The organism is Cryobacterium sp. TMB1-7 (assembly GCF_004402435.1).
Lineage (GTDB): Bacteria > Actinomycetota > Actinomycetes > Actinomycetales > Microbacteriaceae > Cryobacterium > Cryobacterium zongtaii.
Map to the genome: position 1 here is coordinate 620795 of NZ_SOFZ01000029.1, position 23668 is coordinate 644462.

General features: G+C 67.6%; 24 protein-coding genes, 1 tRNA gene and 1 other RNA gene. 14 read left to right on the plus strand and 12 right to left on the minus strand.

Going from position 1 to position 23668, the window contains the following annotated elements:
- Window positions 1-168 precede the first annotated feature (168 nt).
- From E3O60_RS16060 to E3O60_RS16070, 3 genes are all read right to left on the minus strand, one after another.
- Complete coding sequence (locus E3O60_RS16060) at window positions 169-879, minus strand: M23 family metallopeptidase (protein ID WP_134498621.1); 711 nt, start codon at window positions 877-879, stop codon at window positions 169-171.
- A complete protein-coding gene (msrA, locus tag E3O60_RS16065; protein WP_134409317.1) occupies window positions 860-1378 on the minus strand; it encodes a peptide-methionine (S)-S-oxide reductase MsrA in 519 nt (172 codons plus the stop codon). Before msrA ends, E3O60_RS16060 begins: the two co-directional genes overlap by 20 nt.
- A 161-nt stretch (window positions 1379-1539) precedes the next feature.
- A tRNA-Lys gene (locus E3O60_RS16070) sits at window positions 1540-1615 on the minus strand.
- Between the two features lie 127 nt (window positions 1616-1742).
- Between E3O60_RS16070 and E3O60_RS16075 the strand changes: the two genes are divergently transcribed.
- Window positions 1743-2558, plus strand: coding sequence for an inositol monophosphatase family protein (locus E3O60_RS16075; RefSeq protein WP_240632220.1), 816 nt, complete (start codon window positions 1743-1745; stop codon window positions 2556-2558).
- 38 nt (window positions 2559-2596) lie between these two features.
- Here E3O60_RS16075 and E3O60_RS16080 read toward each other — a convergent pair whose 3' ends face one another.
- The gene (locus tag E3O60_RS16080; RefSeq protein ID WP_134498623.1) at window positions 2597-3850 is read right to left on the minus strand and encodes a GAF domain-containing protein; all 1254 of its coding nucleotides are present in this window, start codon (window positions 3848-3850) and stop codon (window positions 2597-2599) included.
- Window positions 3851-3953: 103 nt separating this feature from the next.
- Here E3O60_RS16080 and E3O60_RS16085 point away from each other — a divergent pair, with 103 nt between their 5' ends.
- Together E3O60_RS16085 and E3O60_RS16090 are read left to right on the plus strand one after the other, a co-directional pair.
- Complete coding sequence (locus E3O60_RS16085) at window positions 3954-5183, plus strand: glycosyltransferase (protein ID WP_134409319.1); 1230 nt, start codon at window positions 3954-3956, stop codon at window positions 5181-5183.
- Window positions 5180-5926 carry a PIG-L family deacetylase gene (locus tag E3O60_RS16090; protein ID WP_241983553.1) on the plus strand — a complete coding sequence of 249 codons (747 nt, stop codon included), beginning with the start codon at window positions 5180-5182 and terminating at the stop codon, window positions 5924-5926. Before E3O60_RS16085 ends, E3O60_RS16090 begins: the two co-directional genes overlap by 4 nt.
- A gap of 15 nt (window positions 5927-5941) precedes the next feature.
- Here E3O60_RS16090 and E3O60_RS16095 read toward each other — a convergent pair whose 3' ends face one another.
- Complete coding sequence (locus E3O60_RS16095; protein WP_166788902.1) at window positions 5942-7090, minus strand: YbdK family carboxylate-amine ligase; 1149 nt, start codon at window positions 7088-7090, stop codon at window positions 5942-5944.
- Between the two features lie 230 nt (window positions 7091-7320).
- On the opposite strand from E3O60_RS16095, the gene E3O60_RS16100 reads away from it, so the two are divergent.
- The gene (locus tag E3O60_RS16100; protein WP_240632222.1) at window positions 7321-8112 is read left to right on the plus strand and encodes a class II glutamine amidotransferase; all 792 of its coding nucleotides are present in this window, start codon (window positions 7321-7323) and stop codon (window positions 8110-8112) included.
- A gap of 95 nt (window positions 8113-8207) precedes the next feature.
- Here E3O60_RS16100 and ssrA read toward each other — a convergent pair.
- Window positions 8208-8593: a transfer-messenger RNA gene (gene ssrA, locus E3O60_RS16105) on the minus strand.
- A 276-nt stretch (window positions 8594-8869) separates the two neighbouring features.
- Here ssrA and E3O60_RS16110 point away from each other — a divergent pair.
- Complete coding sequence (locus E3O60_RS16110; RefSeq protein ID WP_134498625.1) at window positions 8870-10570, plus strand: HNH endonuclease signature motif containing protein; 1701 nt, start codon at window positions 8870-8872, stop codon at window positions 10568-10570.
- A gap of 41 nt (window positions 10571-10611) precedes the next feature.
- Here E3O60_RS16110 and smpB read toward each other — a convergent pair whose 3' ends face one another.
- The 4 genes from smpB to prfB form a co-directional block, all read right to left on the minus strand.
- On the minus strand, window positions 10612-11088 hold the full coding sequence (gene smpB / locus E3O60_RS16115; protein ID WP_088458063.1) for an SsrA-binding protein SmpB: 477 nt from the start codon (window positions 11086-11088) through the stop codon (window positions 10612-10614).
- A 72-nt stretch (window positions 11089-11160) separates the two neighbouring features.
- On the minus strand, window positions 11161-12075 hold the full coding sequence (ftsX, locus tag E3O60_RS16120; RefSeq protein WP_088456690.1) for a permease-like cell division protein FtsX: 915 nt from the start codon (window positions 12073-12075) through the stop codon (window positions 11161-11163).
- Window positions 12072-13280: a cell division ATP-binding protein FtsE gene (gene ftsE / locus E3O60_RS16125; protein ID WP_134498627.1), complete on the minus strand. Its 1209-nt coding sequence runs from the start codon at window positions 13278-13280 to the stop codon at window positions 12072-12074. The genes ftsX and ftsE overlap by 4 nt, the downstream gene beginning before the upstream one ends.
- An 80-nt stretch (window positions 13281-13360) precedes the next feature.
- Window positions 13361-14467 (minus strand): peptide chain release factor 2, encoded by a 1107-nt coding sequence (prfB, locus tag E3O60_RS16130; protein WP_088456692.1) that lies wholly within the window; start codon window positions 14465-14467, stop codon window positions 13361-13363.
- Window positions 14468-14508: 41 nt separating this feature from the next.
- On the opposite strand from prfB, the gene E3O60_RS16135 reads away from it, so the two are divergent.
- From E3O60_RS16135 to E3O60_RS16145, 3 genes are read left to right on the plus strand one after another with little or no spacing between them, the layout of a single operon-like run.
- Complete coding sequence (locus E3O60_RS16135) at window positions 14509-15741, plus strand: MFS transporter (RefSeq protein ID WP_134498629.1); 1233 nt, start codon at window positions 14509-14511, stop codon at window positions 15739-15741.
- A 5-nt stretch (window positions 15742-15746) separates the two neighbouring features.
- Window positions 15747-16196 carry a nitroreductase family deazaflavin-dependent oxidoreductase gene (locus tag E3O60_RS16140; protein ID WP_088456694.1) on the plus strand — a complete coding sequence of 150 codons (450 nt, stop codon included), beginning with the start codon at window positions 15747-15749 and terminating at the stop codon, window positions 16194-16196.
- Window positions 16196-16864 carry a pentapeptide repeat-containing protein gene (locus tag E3O60_RS16145; RefSeq protein ID WP_088456695.1) on the plus strand — a complete coding sequence of 223 codons (669 nt, stop codon included), beginning with the start codon at window positions 16196-16198 and terminating at the stop codon, window positions 16862-16864. Before E3O60_RS16140 ends, E3O60_RS16145 begins: the two co-directional genes overlap by 1 nt.
- A gap of 12 nt (window positions 16865-16876) precedes the next feature.
- On the opposite strand, the gene glpX is transcribed toward E3O60_RS16145, so the two are convergent.
- Complete coding sequence (glpX, locus tag E3O60_RS16150; RefSeq protein WP_174776216.1) at window positions 16877-17809, minus strand: class II fructose-bisphosphatase; 933 nt, start codon at window positions 17807-17809, stop codon at window positions 16877-16879.
- Between the two features lie 226 nt (window positions 17810-18035).
- On the opposite strand from glpX, the gene fbaA reads away from it, so the two are divergent.
- Complete coding sequence (fbaA, locus tag E3O60_RS16155; RefSeq protein WP_134498631.1) at window positions 18036-19061, plus strand: class II fructose-bisphosphate aldolase; 1026 nt, start codon at window positions 18036-18038, stop codon at window positions 19059-19061.
- 18 nt (window positions 19062-19079) lie between these two features.
- Entirely contained in the window at window positions 19080-19679 is a 600-nt protein-coding gene (locus E3O60_RS16160) for a DUF6264 family protein (protein ID WP_121678487.1), read from the plus strand.
- 18 nt (window positions 19680-19697) lie between these two features.
- On the opposite strand, the gene E3O60_RS16165 is transcribed toward E3O60_RS16160, so the two are convergent.
- Window positions 19698-20738, minus strand: coding sequence for a 4-hydroxy-3-methylbut-2-enyl diphosphate reductase (locus E3O60_RS16165; RefSeq protein WP_088458064.1), 1041 nt, complete (start codon window positions 20736-20738; stop codon window positions 19698-19700).
- A 102-nt stretch (window positions 20739-20840) separates the two neighbouring features.
- On the opposite strand from E3O60_RS16165, the gene xseA reads away from it, so the two are divergent.
- The 4 genes from xseA to E3O60_RS16185 are packed head-to-tail and all read left to right on the plus strand — an operon-like array spanning window position 20841 to window position 23655.
- A complete protein-coding gene (gene xseA, locus E3O60_RS16170; protein ID WP_240632223.1) occupies window positions 20841-22067 on the plus strand; it encodes an exodeoxyribonuclease VII large subunit in 1227 nt (408 codons plus the stop codon).
- A gap of 24 nt (window positions 22068-22091) precedes the next feature.
- The gene (locus E3O60_RS16175) at window positions 22092-22340 is read left to right on the plus strand and encodes an exodeoxyribonuclease VII small subunit (protein ID WP_088458066.1); all 249 of its coding nucleotides are present in this window, start codon (window positions 22092-22094) and stop codon (window positions 22338-22340) included.
- Window positions 22337-23014 carry a DUF4245 domain-containing protein gene (locus tag E3O60_RS16180; RefSeq protein WP_134498633.1) on the plus strand — a complete coding sequence of 226 codons (678 nt, stop codon included), beginning with the start codon at window positions 22337-22339 and terminating at the stop codon, window positions 23012-23014. The genes E3O60_RS16175 and E3O60_RS16180 overlap by 4 nt, the downstream gene beginning before the upstream one ends.
- Entirely contained in the window at window positions 23011-23655 is a 645-nt protein-coding gene (locus tag E3O60_RS16185; RefSeq protein ID WP_088456700.1) for a carbonic anhydrase, read from the plus strand. The genes E3O60_RS16180 and E3O60_RS16185 overlap by 4 nt, the downstream gene beginning before the upstream one ends.
- Window positions 23656-23668: the final 13 nt, after the last annotated feature.

A 23668-nucleotide genomic window follows, 5' to 3' on the forward strand; every position in this document is an offset into this window, starting at 1 on the left:
GGCGAAACCCTCCGGCGGGCGGAAAGACCCTGTGAAGGGTCCACGATTGCCCGGGGGTCGGCGGCTGTCAATGCCCGCCGTGGCAAAAAGTGTTCAGCCGGTGGGTGCCCGGACACCACGCGTTGAGCCTGGACGCCGAGTCCGTCGATGCCCAACTCGAGGCCTCCACTATGACGGCAGGGGCTCGACGGTGGCGCCCTCGCCAGGGATACCGACGTCCCGAAGTACTGGATGCTTCGCGCCGGCCGGCCACTCCCGGTAGCGCCGAAAGGCCAGTGGCAGGCCTCGCGCGATAGACAGGTCCGGGCTGTCCATCACCTGCAGATGCAGGTGCGGCTGGGTCGAGTTGCCGGAATTCCCGCATTCGGCCAGAGGTTGCCCCGGGTTTACGGTGTCTCCCGGACGAACGCGAATGGAACCGGCCCGCAGATGCACGAGAGCCAGAAACCCGGCACCCCCGACGAGTTCGATGACGATGTGATTGCCGGCGATGGCTCCCACTCCGGCCCGGAGCCGCGCCACCTGGCCCAGGGCGTATGGCACGAGCGCCAGCTGAGATCGCCGGGCGGGGTGGTCGACCTCGCCGTCGAACGCCTCGACGACGACGCCGGCGGCCGGTGCCAGGATCGCCCGCCCGTAGGCGAAGAACCGCTCCGGTGGTTCTGTGCCGACGTAGGTGCCCCAGTCGCGGCTGGCTGCCGTGCGCCCGCGATCATCCACCCCGGTGAAGTCGATCGCGTAGCGCTCGCCGAGCAGGTCGGTGCCATGGCTCGGCACGCGTCGGGCCGGGCTGTTGCCCGCCAGCCACCGGCCCGCGAACGGCAGGGCGAGCACGACCGGGCCGCGCGCCGGGGGCTGGTTAGCTGGCGGTCTGCTCACGGCGCGGCAGGACCCAGCCCGGCCGCACGAAGTGGCAGGTGTAGCCGTTGGGGTAGTTCTGCAGGTAGTCCTGGTGCTCGGGCTCGGCCAACCAGAAGTCGCCGACAGGTTCCACCTCGGTCACGACGGGGCCCGGCCAGATACCGGATGCGTCGACATCCGCGATGGTGTCGCGGGCGACGCGCTCCTGCTCGGCATCCGCGAAGAAGATCGCCGAACGGTAGCTGCGGCCACGGTCGTTGCCCTGGCGGTCCTTCGTCGACGGGTCGTGGATCTGGAAGAAGAACTCCAGCAGTTCCCGGAAGCTGGTGCGCTCGGGGTCGAAGGTGATCTCGATCGCCTCGGCGTGGTCGCCGTGGTTGCGGTAGGTGGCGTTCGGGGTGTCGCCGCCGGTGTAGCCCACCCGGGTGGAGAGAACGCCCTCGCGCTTCCGCACCAGTTCCTCGACGCCCCAGAAACAGCCGCCGGCCAGTGTCGCCTTCTCAGTGGTTGTGCTCATAGTGTCTCTCCTCGTGTCGTGGACATTCCCTGGGCACAACGTGTCGGCGTACCGGCCTGTTCCGGCGCTCCCGTCACACACAGCCCGCTCACAGCTTAAGCGGTCGTTTGAGGGTACAGAAAAGCCCGGCCGCACACTCGCGGCCGGGCTTGTCTTTCGTGTGGTGCACCCCCCCGGACTTGAACCGGGAACCCGCTGATTAAGAGTCAGCTGCTCTGCCAATTGAGCTAGAGGTGCGTATTTTTGTGCATATCGTTCAGGCGGGGCATCCCCGCCGACATGAGACATTACCATCAGTTTCGGCGCTCGCGCCAATCGAGAGCTGACATCGGCGTGTCGCGCCCCAGTCACTATTCTGGGGAGCGTGACCGAGACCCTGCCGCCCACCCTCGCCGATGATCTCACGCTGGCCCTCGAGCTGGCCGATGCGGCCGACGCGATCTCGATGGCCCGATTCGAAGCCCTCGACCTTGTTGTCACCACCAAGCCGGACCGCACCCCGGTGACGGATGCCGACCAGGCGGTCGAGCGCGCCATCCGTGCTCTCCTGGCCGAGCGGCGCCCCGGCGACGGAATCCTCGGTGAGGAATTCGGCACGGCGGGGTCGACGACCCGGCAGTGGATCATCGACCCGATCGACGGCACCGCCGGCTTTTTGCGGGGCATCAGCATCTGGGGCACCCTGATCGCCCTCGCGATCGACGGGGTTCCGGTGCTCGGTGTGGTCAGCTCCCCCGCCCTGGGTAAACGGTGGTGGGCCGCGACCGGCGGCGGAGCCTGGGCGACCGATGCCCGCCGTCCCGAGGCCGCGCCCACCCGTCTGCACGTCTCCGGTGTCGAGACCCTCGCGGACGCGTCCCTCAGCTACGGCAGTATCCAGCAGTGGGATGCGGCCGGCCGGCTCGACGGGCTCGTGGCGCTGACCCGGCAGGTCTGGCGCACCCGGGCCTACGGCGACATGTGGTCGTACATGCTGCTCGCCGAGGGACACCTTGACATCGCCGGCGAATTCGACCTGCAGCCGTACGACATGGCGGCCCTGGTGCCTATTGTGCAGGAGGCCGGTGGCGTGTTCACCTCGGCCGATGGCGCGGCCGGCCCGTGGCACGGCAGCGCCCTGGCCACCAACGGCCTGCTGCACCAGCCGGCGCTGGACGCCATCGCCCCACCGGTTCGCTGAGCCGACCCCACTGGGCAGACGGCGCTAAGAGCCCGGACCTACGGCCCCGCGGTGTCGGCTCGGTCGACGGCGCCGGCCGACTGCCAGAGCTCGTACTGCAGCAACAGCGCCAACTCGCGCAACAACACCAGGTCAACGTCCTCCTGGGAGCGGGGGTTCTGGTCGTACACGCAGAGCGCGCCGATGCGTTCGCCCGAGGGTGATTCGATCGGGAAACCGGCGTAAAAGCGCAACCGGGGACCGGAGACGACCAGAGGATTGTCCCGGAATCTCGGGTCAAGCCGCGCGTCGGGAACAACCAGAGCCGCCGACTCGAGCACCGTGACGGTGCAGAACGACTCGCTGCGGGGAATGTCGAACACCGCGAGGCCCACCGTCGCCTTGTGCCATTGCCTGTGACCGTCGATCACCGTGAATGCGGCCGCGCTGGTGCCCAGCGACGAGCGGGCCAGCGCAACAATCCGGTCGAACCGCGCCTCCGGTGCGGTGTCGAGCAGGTTCAACGCCATCAGCGCCCGGTGCCTGGCCTGTTCGATCTCCTCGGGCGTGCGGCCCTGCACTTCGGGTGCCGGCACCCCATCGGTGCGTCGCAGGGGCTCCAGCGGGCCGGCCATCGGCTCGGCCAGCACCTCCGCCCAGAGGTCGTAGTCGCTCGCGGACCGGAACCGGCCGGACCTGGCGACCGGCGTGCCGGGCAGCCTCACGAAGGTCAGCCGGTCGACAGCGGCACAGACGTCTTCGCTCACAGCGTTGAGCTCCAGCGCGTGCCTGCCGGCCAGTGCGCCGAAGGGGCCGTTGAAGGCCGGAATCAACGCCACCGGGGCGATCCCGGCGACGAAGACCTCGGTGCCGAGGGAGCTCGAGTGCTGGATCTGCTCAACCAGGCTGGCGAGGTCCCGGCGCCAGGCCCGTGTGGACGTGAGCCGGCCCGCGTCGAACAGGCCGAGGGTGAGCACCACGGCGTCGTATCGCCACAGGTTGGCGAAGTCGATGTGCTCTGGCGCGTTGCGCGGCGTCATGTTCGACCGGGCGATCACGTCGACATCCACGCCGCGACCGGTGCGGGCCGTGAGCGCCCTGGCCAGAGCGCCCGGCAGTGCGAGGGTGTGACTGAGCACACCCCAGCCGATGGCCGGTCCGCCGCCGACGATGAGGATACGGTCACTGTCGATTCCCGGCGAGTGCGCCTGGGGAGCATCGTCCGGCACCGGGATGCCGCGGAACTTGCGCTCTAGAGTAGCGAGCCAGGCGAGCATCACGGGGACCATCGCGCACCGCAGGGCTTCGCGCACGTGACCCTCCAACTCGAAGTTGTTGGTACTGGACGGTCGTAGGCGTACATTGCATACAACTGGGTCTCATCATACGCATCCCCCGGTGTCATAAGATTCTGTAGTGTCCCCTGTTACAGATCCCCTGCGTATCGCCCTGGTTTCCCTGCACACCTCCCCCGGTGCCGAGCCCGGTTCGGGGGACGCCGGCGGCATGAATGTCGTGGTGCGGCACCAGGCCGAGGCCATGGCCGCGCTGGGCCACCAGGTGGAGATCCTGACCCGACGGTCCTCCCCCGAGATGCCCGCCGCCCGGAGCCTGGGCGCCGGCGTCACCCTGCGTTACCTCGACGCCGGACCGCTCCGCTCGGTGCCCAAGGGCGACCACGAGGGGTTCATCGACGAATTCCGTGCGCAGGCCGCCGCGCTGGGTCCGTGGGACGTCATCCACTCGCATCACTGGTTCTCCGGCATGGCGATGCTGCCACTGGCCCGCGAGCTGGGCGTGCCGCACGTACAGAGCTTCCACTCCATCGCGGCCGACGAGGCCACCCCGCTGTCGGCGGGCGAGCGGCCCGAATCCGGCGGGCGGATGGCCGGCGAAGCCTGGCTGGCCCGGGAATCGGACCTGATCGTGGCCGTGAGCGCCGCCGAGGCCGACACCGTCGTGCGTCGGCTCGGCGGGTCGATGAACCGCATCGCGATAGTCCCACCCGGCGTGGACGGGTCCCTTTTCCATCCCGTCGCGCCCGCAGCAGCCGGAGCGGACCGGGCCACGCCATCGGACCGCGGCTACGCGGTGGTCGCCGGGCGCCTCCAGCCGCTCAAGGGCCTCGACCTGGCCATCGAGGCCATCGCCGCCGTGCCGGCTCACCTGAGGCCGGAGCTCGTGATCGCGGGTGACGCCTCGGCCGACTACGACGGCTACATCGATGAGCTGAACCGGCTCGCGGCCCGGCACGGCATTGAGAACGGGGTGCGCTTCGTCGGTCCGCGGTCCCGCGTCGACCTGGCGGCCCTGCTCCGCGGCGCCCGGGTGGTGCTGGTTCCCTCACACTCCGAGACCTTCGGCCTGGTGGCCCTGGAGGCCGCGGCCAGCGGTGTTCCCGTCGTCGCCCAGGGCACGGGCGGACTGCGCGAAGCTGTGCTCGACGGCGACACCGGTCTGCTCATCGAGTCGCGCGACCCGCAGGTCTGGGCGGATGCGCTCACCGACGTGCTCGCGGACCCCGCCCTGGCGCGGCGCCTGTCGCTGGCGGCCCGCGCGCGCGCCGAGACCTTCGACTGGTCGCGCTCCGCCGCGTCCCTGCTCGACGTTTACTGCGCCCTGCTGCCGGTATCGGTCTGCGCGTGAGCCTGCTCGACGGCCAGCGGTCGGTGCTGTTCGTGCACGCCCACCCCGACGACGAGACCATCTCCACCGGCGCACTCATCGCCGAGTTCGTCGCCAGGGGCAGCCGGGTGTGCCTGCTCACCTGCTCACGGGGCGAACGCGGCGAGGTCGTCGACGGTCCGCTCACGGCCCTGGCCGGCACCGAGGAGCTGGCGCGCGAACGGGAACTGGAGCTCGAACGGGCCACCGGCATCCTGGGCATCACCGAACGGTTCTGGCTCGGTGAGCCGCCCGCCAGGGTCGACGGCCTCGAGCCCCGCCGCTACCGCGACTCCGGCATGGTCTGGATTCGCCCCGGCCTGGCCGGGCCGGCGGACGACGCCGCCGACGACGCCCTCTCGGTGGCGCCGCTGGCCGAGGTCACGGCCGACATCGCGGCCCTGATTGTGCGGCTGCGGCCGTCCCTGGTGATCAGTTACGACGACGGCGGCGGTTACGGGCATCCCGACCACGTGCGCGCCCACGATGCCGCCCACGCCGCGACCACGGCCACCGGCACCGCCTTCGCCGAGGTCCTCGAGGCACCCGCGGGCGACGAAGAATGGTTCGATCTGCCCCAGCACCTCGCGGTGGTGACGGATGCGCTGCGCGCGCACGCAAGCCAGCTCACCGTGCACGGCACCGAGATCGTGCACTCCGGCGGTCAGCGCGAGGCGATCGGCACCTCCGCCGGCCTGCGGCTGCACCCACACCCCGCCGTCTGACCATGGCGAGCGTCCTCAGCCGAGGATCGCTCCAGCGGCCACCGTCACCCTCTCGGCGCGCCGAGCCGGGGTCAACGTCCTGGTGAGCAGCCGGCGCAGCTCGGGCCGGCCGCCCCGGCTGAAGGCGGCACGCTGCTGTGCCGCACCGGTGCCGTCGACTCTGAGCCGGGCCACCGCCTCTCGCACCAGTTCGACGTCGCCCAGTTCTACGAGCTCGGGCTCGAGCATCCGCACGAATCGGCGGAGGCAGCCGTGAGCCGGGGCCAGCCCGCCGCGCAGCGGATCGAAGACCTGCCGGTCCATCCCGTGATGGGCCGAGTGCAGCAGGGCAGCGGAGAGGAGTTCGGAGGGCATCTGGGCGGATGCGCTCGCGGCGGCGGCCTGCGCGGCCGGCACCCCGAGTGAATGTGCCACGAACGCCCGGCACAACGCGGTGATGAACAGCGTGGTCTGCGCATCGAGCTGTGCGTCTGCCACCCGGAACTCGATCGTGGGCAGGTGCTCCGAGAGCCGTACATCCCACATGATCACACCCAGGTCGACGGTGCCGCCAATGCCCAGCAGTCGTGCGATGCGTCGGTCGTAGTCCGCGGCGTCGAGGAAGGCCGGCGGGCAGCCCGAAGTCGTCCACCGGCGCAGCAACACCGTGCGCCAGCTGTCATGCCCGGTGTCCTGCCCCCGCCACAGCGGCGAGTTCGCGGCGATGGCCGTGAAGAGCGGCAACCAGGGCCGCACCGCATTCAGGACGATCACCCCGGCCTCCCGGCTTGGGATGCCGACGTGCACGTGCAGACCGCTCACCTGATGGTCGGCGATCACGGCGTCCATGGTGCGCACGATTCGTTGGTAGCGCTCGGTGTCGGTGATCGTGGGGAACGCCGTCGTGTCGGGCGGGGTGCCGACACTCGCCACGATCACACCGAGTTCGGCCGCCTGGTCGGCGACCGCGCGTCGAAAGCCCGTCATGGCCGTGTGAGCGTCGTCCATCTCTTCGAACACCGCCGAAGCGTGCTCGATCTGGGAGGCCAGGAACTCCCGGTGCGTCACGCCCTGCCATTCGGGCATCGTCGACAGGTGCTCGAAGGCCTGGGCGCCCACATCCACGGGGAACAGGGTGTCAGGATCGAGGAATTGGAACTCCTCTTCGATGCCAAACGTAGCCACGTTGACCTCTTCCGTCGCCGTCGGATCACGACAGTGTGAACCGTCTGCGACGAGTGTGACCTGTAGCCGGATGGCGGTCAAGGGTCTTGCATCACCCTGTTGGGGGAACCGGACCGCCCTCGGTGGACGGGTGCACAATGGTCGCGTGCGCGCCACCGCGGCGGTGCCGGATGGGAGATGGACGGATGTGCAGATGGCTGGCGTACCTCGGGGAACCCCTGCAACCCTCAATGATCGTGCTCGACGCTAAGCACTCGATAGTCGCGCAATCGCTGAACTCCCCGCTCGGAGCCGAGACGGTGAACGGGGATGGCTTCGGCTTCGGCTGGTACCCCACGGGAGCCCCGAAGGGCACCGCACCGGCGCTGTTCCACAGCATCGAACCCGCGTGGAACGACGCGAACCTGAGCGAGCTCACCAGGGCTCTCACCAGCCCGCTCTTCTTCACCCATGTTCGCGCGGCAACCGCACCGCCGATCCAGCAGACGAACTGCCATCCGTATCGCTATCAGAACTGGATGTTCATGCACAACGGCGCCATTGCGGGGTGGCGCGAGCTCAGGCGCGACCTGACGTTGGCGATCGACCCGTCGCTGTACCCGAACGTGCTCGGCACGACGGACTCAGAGGTGCTCTTTCACCTCGCGCTGACCTACGGGCTCCGTGATGACCCTATCGATGCCATCGGGCGCGCCATTCGCACCGTCGAGTCTGTCGGCCACGATCACGATGTGCGTTTTCCCTGGCAGGGCACCGTCGCCGTCTCCGACGGCACCACCTTGTGGGCCTTCCGTTACTCGACCCAGGGACGCACGCGCACGTTGTTTCATTCGGCGGACATCCGCACGCTCCGCCAGATGTACCCCGACCAGGAGCGGCTGGCCGCCTTCGGTGATCATGCGAAGGTCGTGGTGTCCGAGCCGCTCAACGACCTGCCCGGCGCCTTCGTCGAGGTACCGGAATCGTCCGCACTCATTCTCGAAATGGACGGGTATCGGCATCAGCCCTTCCTGGTCGACTGACCACGTCGGGCCGGCCGCTCCTGAATACACAAAACGCCACCTCGAGAGGTGGCGTTTTGCATGTTGGTGGTCAACAGCGTGTGGCAACAACCCAATGGTGGAGATGCGGGGAATTGAACCCCGGTCCATTGCTGTGGTCATGTTTCTTCTACGGGTGTATCCAGTGAAGGCGTTCTACTCGGCTCCGGAACTTGCCACTGGCAGCTGATCCGACGAGCCCAGCCCTCGTTTGAGTCCCCCTATACCCCGAGGCTCAGGATAGGAGCAATCTCTCTAAATGACGTCAGGATCCGAGTAGAGAGCATTCCCGGTCTGACGGTCTCAATGTGGTTCTACTTAGGCCGCGAGGGCGAAAGCGGAACGCGAGACAGTGCGGTTTGAATTGGCACTTATTGTTTTGCAGAGATCGTTTACGAGATAACCCTGCATCCTCGACCCGCTTCTCACAGTTACGCAGGCAATGTCGAAACCGATCATCCCCATGTTCACGTGCTGCCGACTCGAATGAGTTGCGCAGAACGCGGTTGTTGTCACACGCTGTTGAGTTACCAATCCTGTTTCCAGAACCGCAGTGGCGAACATTGCAGCTCACCACCACGGCCTTTCAGGATACAACACTTTCGCGCCACCCCGGTAGCGACGGATGCCGCATGCCGTCATCGACAACGCGCCGTCTAGCGAAAATGTTTACGATACCTGGCCTACAGATTCATGACAAATTCTCGCATACTTCTACGATTTATGAGATAATGGGCGTATGGACGACGAGCTGGCTCCAGGCTCCCCCGCACCGACGGGAACTTCTCCCACCGGCTCCAATCTCCACGACTGGAACACCGGCCTGGCCGGGCCGGCACCGGATGCCGGCAGCGTGAGCGGCACCGCCGACACTCAGTTCGGCGGTGAGGGCAAGCCGGAGTGGCGGGATCCGTCGGCGATCCCGGGGGTGCAGCGTGCGTTCACCGGCGCCTTCGGTGAAAAGCTCCGGGTCCTCGCGGATGCCGCGGGGATGGTGCAGGCCGTTCTGGAGTCGACCGACCTCGACTCGCTCAGTGACGCGGAGGTGGTGGCGTTCACCCAGACGGTCGAGAATGCCGGCCGGCCCGTGGACGCGGCCCGGGTTGGCGCGGCGACCGTTGTCGGATACCGGTCCCGCCCCGGGTTGGGCCGGGATTCGATGGCGTGGCGGTTGGGGGCGTCGCATCAAAGCGACCTGCTCACCCGCCTCACCTTGGCGTCTCGGCAGGAGATGAAACGGCGCCTGGCGCTGGGTGAGAAGGTGGCCCAGAGGATGCTGGCCGGCCAGGTGCTGGAGCCGGAGTTCCCCGCGGTGGCGGCCGCGATGCGCGCCGGGGAATTGGGGATCGATGCGGCGGAGACGATCGTGAAGGGGCTGGCCGACTATAAGGTGCACGGCCGCTTCGATGCCGACCAGGCCGACGTCGAATCCGCCGAGCTCGGCCTCGTCGAGCGGGCGACAGGGTCGGTCTTCGATCGCACCCGCGGCCCCGGCGACAGCGACATCCGGTGCACCGGTCCGATTCTGCGGCGTGGCGATTCGGAGGGGTTCACCTATCCGGCCGATGATCTGCGGTCCCTGGCGGCACGGATGCAGGCGCTACTAAACCCCGACGGGGCCGCCCCGAACGCGACCACGGTTGAAGCGAAATCCACCATATCCTTCGGCGAGCTCACCCGGGGCCTCTACCCGCTGCGTGGCGGCGTGACCCCGGTCCTCAAGGGTGTCATCCAGAACCTGTTCAACACCTTCCAATCCGCCCGCTCCGCACCACGGTTCCCGTCCGCACAGGAACAGCAACGCATCGAAGCCGGCGAACTCGTGCCCGGCGAGCTGATCGACGAACGCACCGGCGGGGAGAAGCGCGCCGATATTCTCCGCGGCATCCTGGTGCAGGTCGCCCAAGACCCCCGCACCCCGACCATGGGCGGCATGCCACCGACGGTGATGGTGCATGTGAACGCGGCCGACCTCCTCAAGGACGCCGGCGTCGGTTGGATCGACGGCGTCGACGGGCCGGTCTCGATGAAGACCATTACGCAGATGATCGACAACGGCGGCTTCCAGCCCGTCTTCTTCGGCAGGGCCGGTGCCGTCCTCGGCCTGGGCTCCAAAGCCCGTTGTTTCTCCCCGATGCAACGCAAAATGATCACCGCCAGAGACGGTGGCTGCATCATCCCGGGCTGCGACTGCCCACCCCAGTGGACCGAAGTACACCATGTGGTGCCGTGGCAGGTCGGTGGGAAAACCCATGCTTCCAACGGGGTATTGCTGTGCTGGTACCACCACCACACCATCGACAGCAGCGGGTGGAGAATCCGGATGGTCGGCGGGCGGCCGCGAGTGATGGCCCCGCACTGGATCGACCCGTCCGGGACATGGCGCACACCCGGAAAACACCGGGCGCACGACCCGAAGACCCGACCACAAGACGAGTAGCGGCCAGATTGAGCGGGCGACTCGGGGCGGGGCGGGTCTGGCTAGTCGCCGAGGTTGCGGCGGGCGGAGATGGCTCGGTCGGACTCGCGCTTGTCCTGGCGTTCGCGCAGGGTCTGCCGCTTGTCGTATTCCTTCTTACCCTTGGCCACCGCGATCTCGACCTTGGCCTTGCCGTCGCTGAAGTAGATCTTCAGCGGAATCAGGGTGTAGCCGCCCTCTTTGGTCTTGTGGCTGATCTTGACGATCTCCGCCTTGTGCAGCAGCAGCTTGCGCTTGCGACGGGGCGGGTGGTTCGTCCAGGTGCCGGCGGTGTACTCCGGAATGTGCACGGCATCCAGCCAGGCCTCCCCGGACTCGATGAACGCGTAGCCGTCGACGAGGGACGCCCGTCCGGCGCGGAGGGACTTCACCTCGGTGCCGCTGAGCACCATTCCGGCCTCGTACGTATCCTCGATGAGGTAGTCGTGGCGCGCCTTGCGATTGGTCGCGACGACCTTCTCGCCTTTTTCCCTGGGCACGGCATTCTCCTCGATCGGTTCAGTGAAGCGGCCAGGCATCCGCCGGGCAGCCCATCAGTCTAGTGCATCGGATCAGACCTTCAGATAGCGGGTGATCGCGAAGTTGGCCGACGCCGCGGCCAGCGCCGCACCGAGCACCAGCAGGATCGGCACCACGGTGAACGCGTCATCGAGGCCGACCAGGGCGAAGCCAGTGAGACTGGCACCCAGGTAGCCCTGCACGAAGTAGTGCACGATCGCCACGATCGCCCCACCGGCCAGCAGTGAACCCAGCAGCGCCGCGAAGACACCCTCGAGGATGAACGGCGTTTGGATGAATCGGTTCGACGCACCCACCAGTCGCATGATGCCCAACTCCTTGCGCCTGGAGAACGCCGACAGCCGGATGGTCGTGGCAATCAGCAGGGCCGCCGCCACGAGCATCAACGATGCGATGCCGATGGCTGTATAGCTGGCCACGTTCAGCACCGAGAAAATCTGATCGAGGTACTTGCGTTGATCGGCGACATTCTCGACCCCGGCGACGCCGGACAGGCTCTCGACCAGCACTTCGGAGTCCTCGGGGTTGTTGAGGTTGACCCAGAAGGTCTGGTTGAGCTGTTCGGCTGTCACGTAGTCGGCCACGGGGTTGCCCGCGAACTGCGTTTTGAAGTTCTCGAACGCCTGCTCGTGCGTCTCGAAGTAGTACTTGTCGATGAAGGTTGCCAGGGTCGGGGACTCCAGCTGCGCCTGCACCGAGTCGATCTGCTCCTGGGAGGCTTCGCCTGCGGTGCAGGTCTCCCCCGGCGAGATGGCGGTGCACATGTAAATGCCCACCTGTGCGCGGTCGTACCAGAAGTTCTTCATCTGGCCGATCTGCATCTGCATCAGGATCGCCGCGCCCACGAAGGTGAGCGAGATGAAGGTGACCAGCACGACCGAGACGACCATGGAGGCGTTGCGGCGCAGGCCGTTGGATGCTTCGGAAAGCACAAGTCCGAGTCTCATCGGGTGGGTCCTACGTTCTGCTCACTGGTGGGATCGGCCTTTTCGCCCGGAGCCCGCAGGCCGAGCTTCTCGGCCAGGGTGAGCTGTTCTGGTTCGTCGTGTTGGGTGACCGGGAGCACCGGCCTGGACATCGTGGAGGTCGGCTGCTCGACCGGCGGCGCAGCGGCCTGCTGGTCGGGTTCCGGCTCAGGGGTTTCCGGCTGACGGTCAACCGCTGCGGGCTGCTCGGCCATGACCGGAACCGGCGGGATGGGCGCCACGACAGGGACCAATGGGGTGGAAGCCACGACCGACAGGGGCTCGGCCCGTTCGATCGCCGGTGCCGGTTCGGGCGTCGGCTCTACCGGCAGCGCGGTGCTCACCGCAACCGCGGCGGCCTCGACCTCGGCCGATGCCACCTCCTGGGGCAGCACCTCCGGCGCGGGGTGGGTCAGCGGCGTGGCCGGGGCGGAGCCCGTGGCCGGCATCCGCGAGGACCTCGACGCGGCCCGCTCGCCGGGGGGCAGCACCATCGGGATGGCCGCCGTGGCGTAGCCGCCCTGACGCTCGTCGCGCACGATCTGGCCCGCGGAGAGTTCGATCACGCGGCGCTTCATCTTGTCGACGATGCCGGCCTCGTGCGTGGCCATGATCACGGTGGTGCCGCCGGCGTTGATCCGGGCCAGCAGCGACATGATCTCCGCACTGGTGGTGGGGTCGAGGTTTCCGGTCGGTTCGTCGGCGAGAACGATCTGCGGTTTGTTCACGATCGCTCGGGCGATGGCCACGCGCTGCTGCTCACCACCGGAGAGTTCGTGTGGCAGACGCTGCGCCTTCTCAGCCAGGCCCACCATCTGCAGGGTGTCGGGCACGGCTTCCTGGATGTACCCACGGGACTTACCGATGACCTGCAGGCTGAACGCGACGTTGTCGTAGACGGTCTTGTTCGGCAGCAGACGGAAGTCCTGGAAGACCACCCCGAGGTTGCGACGGAAGTAGGGCACCTTGCGGTTGGAGATGGAGCGCAAATCCTGGCCGAGCACGTGAATGCTTCCGCTGGACGGCTTCTCCTCCTTCAACATCAGGCGAAGGCAGCTCGACTTTCCCGAGCCCGAAGCCCCGACCAGGAAGACAAACTCGCCGCGAAGAATTTCGACGTCGATTGAGTTCAGGGCCGGTCGGTTCGTACCGGGATATTTCTTGGTGATGTGATCAAATCGGATCATGGCGTTTCGAGCCTAGGCAGCCATCCGGGATTTACCTACTTGCGACATGCCTCAAGCAGCAAGTCCAAAGGTTGACACGCCTAGTCGGTGGGGGTCTTGCGCCAGCGGATGCCGGCGGCGATGAATCCGTCCAGGTCACCGTCGAACACGTTGGACGGGTTGTTGACCTCGTACTCGGTGCGCAGGTCCTTGACCATTTGATACGGCGCGAGCACGTAGCTGCGCATCTGGTCACCCCAGCTCGCGGTGATGATTCCGGCGAACTCCTTCTTGGTGGCCGCCTCCTGCTCACGCTGCAGCAACAACAGCCTGGACGCCAGCACCCGCATCGCCGCCGCGCGGTTCTGGATCTGGCTCTTTTCGTTCTGGCAGCTCACCACCAGTCCGGTGGGCAGGTGGGTGATGCGCACGGCGGAGTCTGTGGTGTTCACCGACTGCCCGCCGGGGCCGCTGGAGCGGAACACATCGACGCGGATGTCGTTGTCGGGAATCTCCACGGCCTCGGCCTGGGCGATCAGCGGGACCACCTCGACGGCGGCGAAGGAGGTCTGGCGCTTGCCCGCGGAGTTGAACGGGCTCATCCGGACCAGCCGGTGCGTGCCGGCTTCGACGCTGAGGGTGCCGAACGCGTACGGCGCGTTCACCTCGAACGTGGCGGACTTGATACCGGCCTCTTCGGCGTAGCTCACGTCGAGAACGTTGGTGGTGTAATCGTGCTGCTCGGCCCACCGCAGGTACATGCGCAACAGCATCTCGGCGAAGTCGGCGGCGTCCACGCCACCGGCCCCGGCCCGGATGGTGATCACGGCAGGGTTGGGGTCGAACTCACCGTTGAGCAGGGTGTGCACCTCGAGGTCGCCGAGGACCTTCTGCACGCTGCGCAGTTCGGCCGTGGCCTCATCGGCCGATTCCTGGTCGCCCTCGGCGTTGGCCAGCTCCACGAGCACCTCGAGGTCGTCGAGGCGGGACTCGATGCTGTCGATGCGTTTGAGCTCGCTCTGGCGGTGGCTGAGCTCGCTGGTCACCTTTTGGGCGTGCTCGGAGTCGTTCCACAGGTCGGGGGCACCCGCCTGGTCGCTCAACTCGGCAATGTCCAGCTTCAGCCTGTCGATGTCGATCACCGACCGGATGTCGTCAAACGTGGCCCGCAGCGCGGCGATCTGCTCAGAGAAATCCAGCTCAATCATTGTGGAATCCAGCCTACCGGGCGAGAGGTAACATCGAACGGATGAGCACCGAGCGCCCCTTCAGCCTCCGGGGAGTGGCTCTGGCCGCGTTTCTACCCACGCTGCTCTTCTCCATCGGCGAGGGTGCGATGATCCCGCTCATCCCCCTGGTTGCGGACGGCCTCGGCGCGTCGCTGGCCTTCGCCGGTTTCATCGCGGCCATGGTCATGGTCGGTGAACTCGTCGGCGACATCCCCAGCGGCGCGATAGTGTCCCGCATCGGCGAACGCAACTCGATGATCGGGGCGTCGCTGCTGGCGATCATCGCCGTGCTGGTCTGCATCGTCGCCCCCAACCCGGTCGTGCTGCTGGTGGGCATCTTCCTGATCGGCCTGGCCACGGCCGTGTTCGCTCTGGCCCGCCATGCCTTCATGACCAGCTACGTGCCCGTGGCCTACCGGGCCAGGGCGCTGTCGACCCTCGGCGGCGTCTTCCGCGCCGGTTGGTTCGTCGGACCGTTCCTGGCCGCCGGGGTCATCCACCTCACCGGCAGCACCACCGCCGTCTTCTGGGTGTTCATCGTCTGTTGCGTGGCCGCCGCCGTCGTGCTGATGCTGCTGCCGGATCCGACGATTACCTTCGCGAAGCCTGCTCCCGTCGCCGTCGCGGAGACCGCGGGACTGTTCAGCACCATCTGGCGCTACCGGGGCGTGCTGCTGCGGCTGGGCACCGGCGCGGGGCTGGTCGGTGCGATGCGGGCCACCCGCACGGTGCTGCTGCCGCTCTGGGCGGTCAGCATCGGCATCAACGAACCCGACACCGCCCTCATCATCGGCATCGCCGGCGGCATCGACTTCGCGCTCTTCTATGCCAGCGGCCAGATCATGGACCGCTTCGGGCGCATGTGGACCGCGATCCCGTCGATGACCGGACTGGGGGTCGGCATGCTCGGCCTCGCGTTCACCCACGATCTGCCCGAGAACGTGGCGTGGTTCATCGCCGTGGCGATGTTCCTGTCCGTGGCCAACGGTATCGGCAGCGGATTGCTGATGACCCTGGGCGCCGACCTGGCGCCGGCCGGCGGCCCGGCCCCGTTCCTGGGCGCCTGGCGGTTCACCGCCGACTTCGGCAGCGCCGCCGCTCCCCTGGCCGTCGCCGCCATGATCGCACTGTTGTCGCTGTCGGTGGCCAGTGCTGTGATGGGAGTGGTGGGCCTGGTGGGAGCCGGCGTGCTCTGGCGCTACATTCCGCGGTACGCCCCGCGCCACCCCCGTTTTCCCCCGAGAGAAAGATAGCCAGCATGCCCCTGCACGGAGAGTACGAGCCCAGCCCCGAGAAGTGGGTCCGCGACCAGGTCGAACTCTACGAGACCTCCGCCGGCACCAAGGGCACCACCATGCGCGGGATGCCCGTGATCGTCCTGAGCACCCTCGGCGCCAAATCCGGCAAGATCCGCAAGGCTCCGCTCATGCGCGTCGAACACGACGGCCGTTACGCCGCCGTGGCGTCGCTCGGCGGCAGCCCGAAGAACCCGGTCTGGTACGCCAACGTGCTCGCGCATCCGCTCGTCGAGGTGCAGGACGGTCCGGTGCGACGCGACATGCTCGCCCGGGAAATCACCGGCGACGAGAAGGCCCTTTGGTGGGAGCGGGCCGTTCTGGCGTACCCCGACTACGCCGATTACCAGGTCAAGACCGATCGGGTCATCCCGGTGTTCCTGCTCGAACCCGTCGCCGAGCGGGCCTCCTAGTGGCCAAGCCACCGGCCCGGTCGAAGCGGCGCGGACCCCAGCTGGACCGGATCCTGCTCGAGAACCTGCTCGACAACGACGGCGCGCTGGTGGGCCGCGGTGACGACCGTGAGGCCGAACGCTACAGCCGGGTGGACTTCTCCGGCCGGGACTTCACCGGCACCCGGTTCGCGGAGTGTGAGTTCCACGGCGTCGACCTGAATACCACGGTGCTGCGCGGCAGCACCTGGAACGAGTGCGTCGCCACCGAACTGCACGCGGCCGTGTTCAGCGCGCCACGATCGAGCTGGCGGGACGTGCGCATCGAGCACTCCAGGCTCGGCTCGGTAGAGCTCTACGACTCCAGCCTGCGCAGCGTTCAGCTGGACGGGTCGAAGCTGGACTTCATCAACCTGCGCAACGCCACCCTCACCGACGTGCTCATCTCCAACTGCATCATCGACGAGCTCGACCTCTCCGGGGCCACCGTGCAACGGCTGGAACTCCGCGACTGCCGGATCGGCACCCTCGACGTGGCCGGCGCACGGCTGACCGACGTAGACCTGCGCTCCAGCGACTTCTCGGCCATCCACAGCCTGGAAGGGCTCAGGGGCGCCACCATCGACGACGCCCAGCTCGCGCTGCTCGCTCCGTTGCTCGCGGCGCAGCTGGGCATCCTCGTTGAATAAAAGTAGGGCTCTCTAGAGCCACTTCTCGGCAAGGTGCTCGGCCACGACCCGGCGGATGGTGCCGGTACTGCCGCGCAACACGATGCTCTCGGTGCGGATCTTCGGCCCCATCTTGCGCACCCCGCCGACCAGCTGGCCGTCGGTGACGCCGGTGGCGACGAAATAGGTGTTGTCGCTGGTGACGAGGTCGTTCACGCCCAGGATGCGGTCAAGGTCGTGGCCGGCGTCGATGGCCCGCTGGGCCTCGTCGTCGTCCTTGGGGTGCAGCTTCGCCTGGATGAAACCGCCCAACGCCTTCAACGCACAGGCGGTGATGATGCCCTCCGGGGTGCCGCCGATGCCCACGCACATGTCGATCCGGGTCTCGGTGATGGCCGCGTTGATGCCGCCGGCCACGTCGCCGTCGAGCATCAACCGGGTGCCGGCGCCCGCCGCGCGCACCTCTTCGATCAGGCCGGCGTGCCGCGGCCGGTCGAGGATGGCGATGGTCATGTCGGACACATCCTTGCCCTTGGCCTTGGCCAGAGCGCGAATGTTCTCGCCGATCGGCTGGCGCAGGTCCACGACGTTGTGGCCCTCCCATCCGGTGACGATCTTGTCCATGTAGAACACGGCACTGGGGTCGTACATGCTGCCCCGGTCGGCGACCGCGATCATGCTCAGTGCGTTCTGACGCCCGTTGGCGGTGAGTGAGGTGCCGTCGATGGGGTCCACCGCGATGTCGCAGGAGGGCCCGCGCCCGCTGCCGACGTGCTCGCCGTTGTAGAGCATCGGCGCGTCATCCTTCTCGCCCTCGCCGATGACGACGACGCCGTCGAAATCGACAGTGCCGAGGAATTTGCGCATCGCGTCGACGGCGGCACCGTCTGCGGCGTTCTTGTCGCCGCGGCCGATGAACGGCACAGCGCGGATGGCGGCGGCTTCGGTGGCCCGCACCAGCTCCATGCCGAGGCTGCGGTCGGGGTGGAGGTAGAGAGAATCGTGTTCAGTAGTCACTGTGTATTGGTGTCCTTCGAGGTCGTATGTGGGTTGCTGAGGGACGCGCCGGAACTACGCCGGTACGGGGCCAGCATACCCAGCGTGCCTAGAGCGGGACCTTGTACCCCGAGCGCTCACACAGAAGCCCTCGCTAGACTTGACGGACACCCCCGCTCGATTTCGAGGAGAAGCAATGCCCATCGCAACCCCAGACCAATACGCCGAAATGCTGAACAAGGCCAAGTCGAAGGGGTTCGCGTACCCCGCATTCAACGTCTCCTCCTCGCAGTCCATCAACGCCGTTCTCCAGGGCCTGACCGAAGCCGGCTCTGACGGCATCATCCAGGTCACCACCGGTGGCGCCGACTACTTCGCCGGTCACACCGTCAAGAACCGTGCCGCCGGCGCCCTCGCGTTCGCCAAGTTCGCGCACGCCGTTGCTGACAACTACCCCGTCACCGTGGCCCTGCACACCGACCACTGCCCCAAGGGTGCGCTGGACGACTTCGTCCTGCCCCTCATCTCGGCCTCCGAGACCGCCGTCGCCGATGGCTTCAACCCGATCTTCCAGTCGCACATGTGGGACGGCTCGGCCATCGCGCTCGACGAGAACCTCGAGATCGCCAAGGGCATCATCACCCGCACCAAGGCGATCAACGCCATCCTCGAGGTCGAGATCGGCGCCGTCGGCGGCGAAGAAGACGGCGTTGAGGGCGACATCAACGACAACCTGTACACGACCTCCGACGACACCGTCAAGATGATCGAGGCCCTCGGCCTCGGCGAACAGGGCCGCTATATGGCCGCCCTCACCTTCGGCAACGTGCACGGCGTCTACAAGCCCGGCAACGTCAAGCTGCGTCCGGAGCTCCTTGCGGAGATCCAGGCCAGCGTCGCCGCCAAGTACGGCACCAGCGCACTGCCCCTCGACCTCGTCTTCCACGGTGGCTCGGGCTCGACCGATGCCGAGATCGCCGAAGCCGTCGCCAACGGTGTCGTGAAGATGAACGTCGACACCGACACCCAGTACGCGTTCACCCGCGCCATCGCCGACTACATGCTGAAGAACTACGACGGCGTGCTCAAGGTCGACGGCGAAGTCGGAAACAAGAAGCTGTACGACCCGCGCGCCTGGGGCAAGGTTGCCGAGACGGCCATGGCCGCTCGCGTTGCCCAGGCCACCCGCCAGCTCGGTTCCGCCGGGCACTCCAACAGCTAGTTCAACAGAAAACACCGGATGACGATGGCAGAGAACGCTTCAGACCAGACCCCGGCGGTCACCCCGCCGGTGGACTACCGCCCCCAGCCCCGCTACGGCGAGCTGGCTCCGGAGGGCTGGACCTGGACGCCGCCGCAGGACGAACCCGTTCCTGCGGCCTCTGCCGCCGCATCCACCACGGTGACGCCGGCCCGGGCGACGCGGGGATCGGCCGAACGGCCGGCCTCCGCGGCGCCAGGTTCGGTGCCGGGAACGGCGCCTGCCTGGGACCGACCCCTCACCATCAGCCTGCTGGTCTTCGGGCTGCTCGGCGCCTACTTCACCATCTCGATTCTCGGCAGCCTGCCGCAGGCCCTGGCGATGCTCTATTCGCAGGCCGAACTGGGTGAGTACACCGTGACGGACTCCGTCACCGCGATCATCACCGGCGGCAGCATCGGCCAGGCCGTCGTCTGGGTGGCCGCGGCCGTCTCGTCGATCCTGCTGCTGCTGCGCGGCCGACGCGCGTTCTACGTTCCGATCATCGGCGGCGTCGTCGCGTTTGTCCTGCTGGTCGCGGCCGTGGCCGTCGTGCTCGCCGGTGACCCGGCGTTGCTCGAGTACCTCAGCCAGCCGTAAGGCCCGGCCAGCCACCGACTACTCCGGTCGACTGACCCTGCCCCCGAGCGCACGCGCGTCGGTCTTGCCCTGCAGGTCTTTGCGCAGCTCCTTGGGCAGCGAGAAGAGCAGGTCTTCTTCGGCGGTCTTGATCTGCTCCACGTCGCCGTAGCCGGCGCCGGCCAGGTCGCGCAGCAGTTCCTCGACGAGTTCCTCGGGCACGGATGCTCCGCTCGTGACGCCCACGGTGTTCACGCCGTCGAGCCACTCCTGCTTCACTTCGTTGGCGTAGTCCACCCGGTAGGCTGCCTTCGCGCCGTACTCCAGCGCCACCTCCACCAGGCGTACCGAGTTGGACGAGTTCGCCGACCCCACCACGATCACCAGATCGGAGTCGCGGGCGACCTTCTTGATGGCCACCTGACGGTTCTGGGTGGCGTAGCAGATGTCGTCGCTGGGCGGGTCCTGCAGGTTCGGGAACCGGGCCCGCAGCCGGCGCACCGTCTCCATGGTCTCGTCAACGCTCAGCGTGGTCTGCGACAGCCAGACCACCTTGTCCGGGTCGCGCACGACGATAGTGTCGGCCTCGTCCGGGCTGCCGACGAGCGTCGTGTGCTCCGGCGCCTCGCCGGCGGTGCCCTCGACCTCTTCGTGGCCTTCGTGGCCGATCAGCAAGATCTCGAAGTCGTCGCGGGCGAAGCGCACAGCCTCGCGGTGCACCTTGGTGACGAGCGGGCAGGTGGCGTCGATGGCCGACAGACCGCGAGCGGCGGCGGCGTTGACCACGGCCGGCGACACGCCGTGCGCGCTGAAGACGATATGCGAACCGGTGGGGACCTCATCCACTTCTTCGACGAAGATGGCGCCCTTCTTCTCGAGTTCGCTCACCACGTGGGTGTTGTGCACGATCTGCTTGCGCACGTAGACGGGCGCCCCGTACAGTTCGAGGGCCTTCTCCACCGCGATGACCGCCCGGTCCACGCCGGCGCAGTAGCCGCGCGGGGCCGCGAGCAGCACCTTTTTCGGCCCGACCACCGGGGTATCCTTGAGCCTGTTGCGCAGGCTGGGAATTCTGGGCATGCCAAGGCCGATCACGGGCGCATTAGTACTGGTACTCACCCGAACAGTCTAAGCGGGCATGTCTGAACGGACCGTGCGAGCCCTCAGCAGACCAGGAGACCCATGAACGCTGTCACGATGCCCGCCGCGGGCGACGAGCCGCCCACCGTCGACGCCCCCTGGCCCGTCGCCGTGCTCTCCAACAAGATCCGCGGCTACATCGAACGGCTCGGCACCGCCTGGGTGGAGGGCGAGATCGTGCAGTGGGGCACCAGCGGCGGCAACGTCTACGGCAAGCTCAAGGACCTCTCGGTGGATGCGACGGTGAGCTTCACGGTCTGGTCGTCGGTGAAGGCCCGCCTGACCGGTGACTTCAAGCAGGGCGACAGGGTCATCGCCCTCGTCAAGCCCAACTACTGGGTCAAGGGCGGCTCCCTCACGATGCAGGTCTTCGAGCTGCGCCACGTGGGGCTCGGCGACCTGCTGGAACGGCTCGAACGCCTGCGCGCGCAGCTCAAGGCCGAGGGCCTCTTCGACGCGTCCCGCAAACGATCGCTGCCGTTCCTGCCGCACCGCATCGGGCTGGTCACCGGCAAGGACTCCGACGCCGAGAAAGACGTGCTCCGCAACGCCCAGCTGCGCTGGCCGGCCGTCGACTTCAGGGTGGTGCACGCCGCCGTGCAGGGCGACCGGATGGTCGGTGAGGTCACCGCGGCCATCAGGGCGCTGGATGCCGACCCCGAGGTGGACGTCATCATCGTCGCCCGCGGCGGCGGCGACTTCCAGAACCTGCTCGGCTTCAGCGACGAGTCACTCGTGCGCGCCGTCGCGGCCTGCACTACCCCGGTGGTCAGCGCCATCGGCCACGAGGCCGACCGGCCGCTGCTCGACGATGTCGCCGACCTCCGCGCCTCGACTCCCACCGACGCGGCGAAGCGGGTGGTGCCCGACGTCTCCGACGAACTCAACAGGGTGCAGCAGGCGCGGGCGCGGCTGAGCAGCCGGCTCACCGGTATCCTCGCCACCGAGGTCGACAGGCTCGGCCAATTGCGCAGCCGACCGGTGCTCGCCGGCGCGGACTGGATCATCGACAGTCGTTCGCAGGACCTCACCCGCTACGTGGCGCGCGGCACCGAGCTGATGCACCGTACTCTCGAACGCGCCGGGTCCAGCGTGGTCGAGCTGCGCTCCCAACTGCGCGCCCTCTCCCCCCAGGGCACCCTCGATCGGGGCTACGCCATCGTGCAGCTGCCGGACGGCCACGTGCTGCGCTCCAGCGACCAGGCCCCGGCCGGCACCGAGCTGCGCATCACCGTGGGCGTTGGCACCGTGCCCGCGGTCTCGAAATAGATGGAAAGAAATAGGATGGATGACATGACTTCGTCCGCAGCCCCGACTCCGACCACCGCCGGCACCGTCCCGGCGGTCGACTCGCTCAGCTACGAGCAGGCCAGGGACGAACTGATCCGTGTCGTCTCGGTCCTCGAGCAGGGTGCGTCCACGCTCGAGGAATCCCTGGCGCTCTGGGAGCGGGGCGAGGCCCTCGCCACCCGCTGTGAGGAATGGCTGATCGGCGCCAAAGCACGCCTGGACGCCGCCCGCGGCGCGGCCACCGCGGAATGAGCCGCAGTCCCCGCCCACCGCGCGTCGTCGCGGAGCTCGGCCGCCCCGAGACCGCCGAGGAACGCGCTAGGCGGCTGGCAACCAACTCCAAGAACTACCGGTCCCGCAAGACCATCAACAACCTCGTCTACTCGCTGTTGGCGACCCTCGGCGCGGTCATCGTGCTGGTGCTGATCGTGCCCCGCAGCGACACCCCGATCAATCGCGAGGTCGACTACACGAGCGTCGCCGAACAGGCGCAGTCCGGCGTCGAGGAACCGCTCGTCGTGCCCGAGCTCCCACCCGGCTGGACCGCCAACGCCGCCCAGTGGCGCCAGGGCGGCAACGACGGTGTCTCGAGCTGGTACCTCGGCCTGCTCACCCCCGAGAATGAGTTCATCGGGCTCACCCAGGCCGTCGACGCCAACCCCACCTGGCTGGCCGACCAGCTCGAAGACGTCGAACCGACCGACACCATCACCATCGCCGGTCTGGACTGGGCTGTCTACCGCAATCCCGCGCCGGCCGCCGACCGGGGCAACTTCGAATCCGCCCTCGTCACCGAGGCCGGCGACAGCAGCTATCTCCTCATCGGCACCGCCACCGACGAAGAGCTGACCGTGCTCGCCGCCGCCGTGGCCCGGCAGATCAACACCGAACCGACCGGCACCGAACAGAACGGCTCCAGCGAATGACCGACACACCGACTCTGACACCGGCCCAGGTCTGGAACGACCTCGCCGCGGGCAACGAACGCTTCGTGGCGGGCACACCGCAACATCCCCGGCAGGACGTCGACCGTCGCGCCGAGACCGCGTTCGTGCAGAACCCCATGGCCGCCCTGTTCGGTTGCAGCGACTCCAGGCTCGCCGCCGAGATCATCTTCGACAAGGGCCTGGGAGACCTGTTCGTCGTGCGGAACGCCGGCCAGGTCATCTCCGATTCGGTGCTCGGCTCACTCGAGTACGCCGTTGCGGTGCTCAAGGTGCCTTTGATCCTGGTACTCGGCCACGACAGGTGCGGCGCGGTCCGAGCCGCCATCGACTCGCAAGCCGAAGACGCCGAGGCCCTGCCGCCGCACATCAACAGCATCATCGAGAAGATCGTGCCGGCGGTGCGCCGCGTCAATGGACCCGAAACCGGTCCGCTCGACCCCGACGATGTGGATGCATCCGCCGTGGGCCGGGAACACCTGCGCGACACCGTGGCGGAGCTCGTGCAGCGCTCCGAGATGATCAGCGCCGCGATCGCAGAAGGTACATTGGCTATCGTCGGTGCGAACTACAGGCTCCTCGAGGGCCGCGCAGATCCTGACCTCGTCGTCGGCGTCGTCTAGGAACTCTCGACAC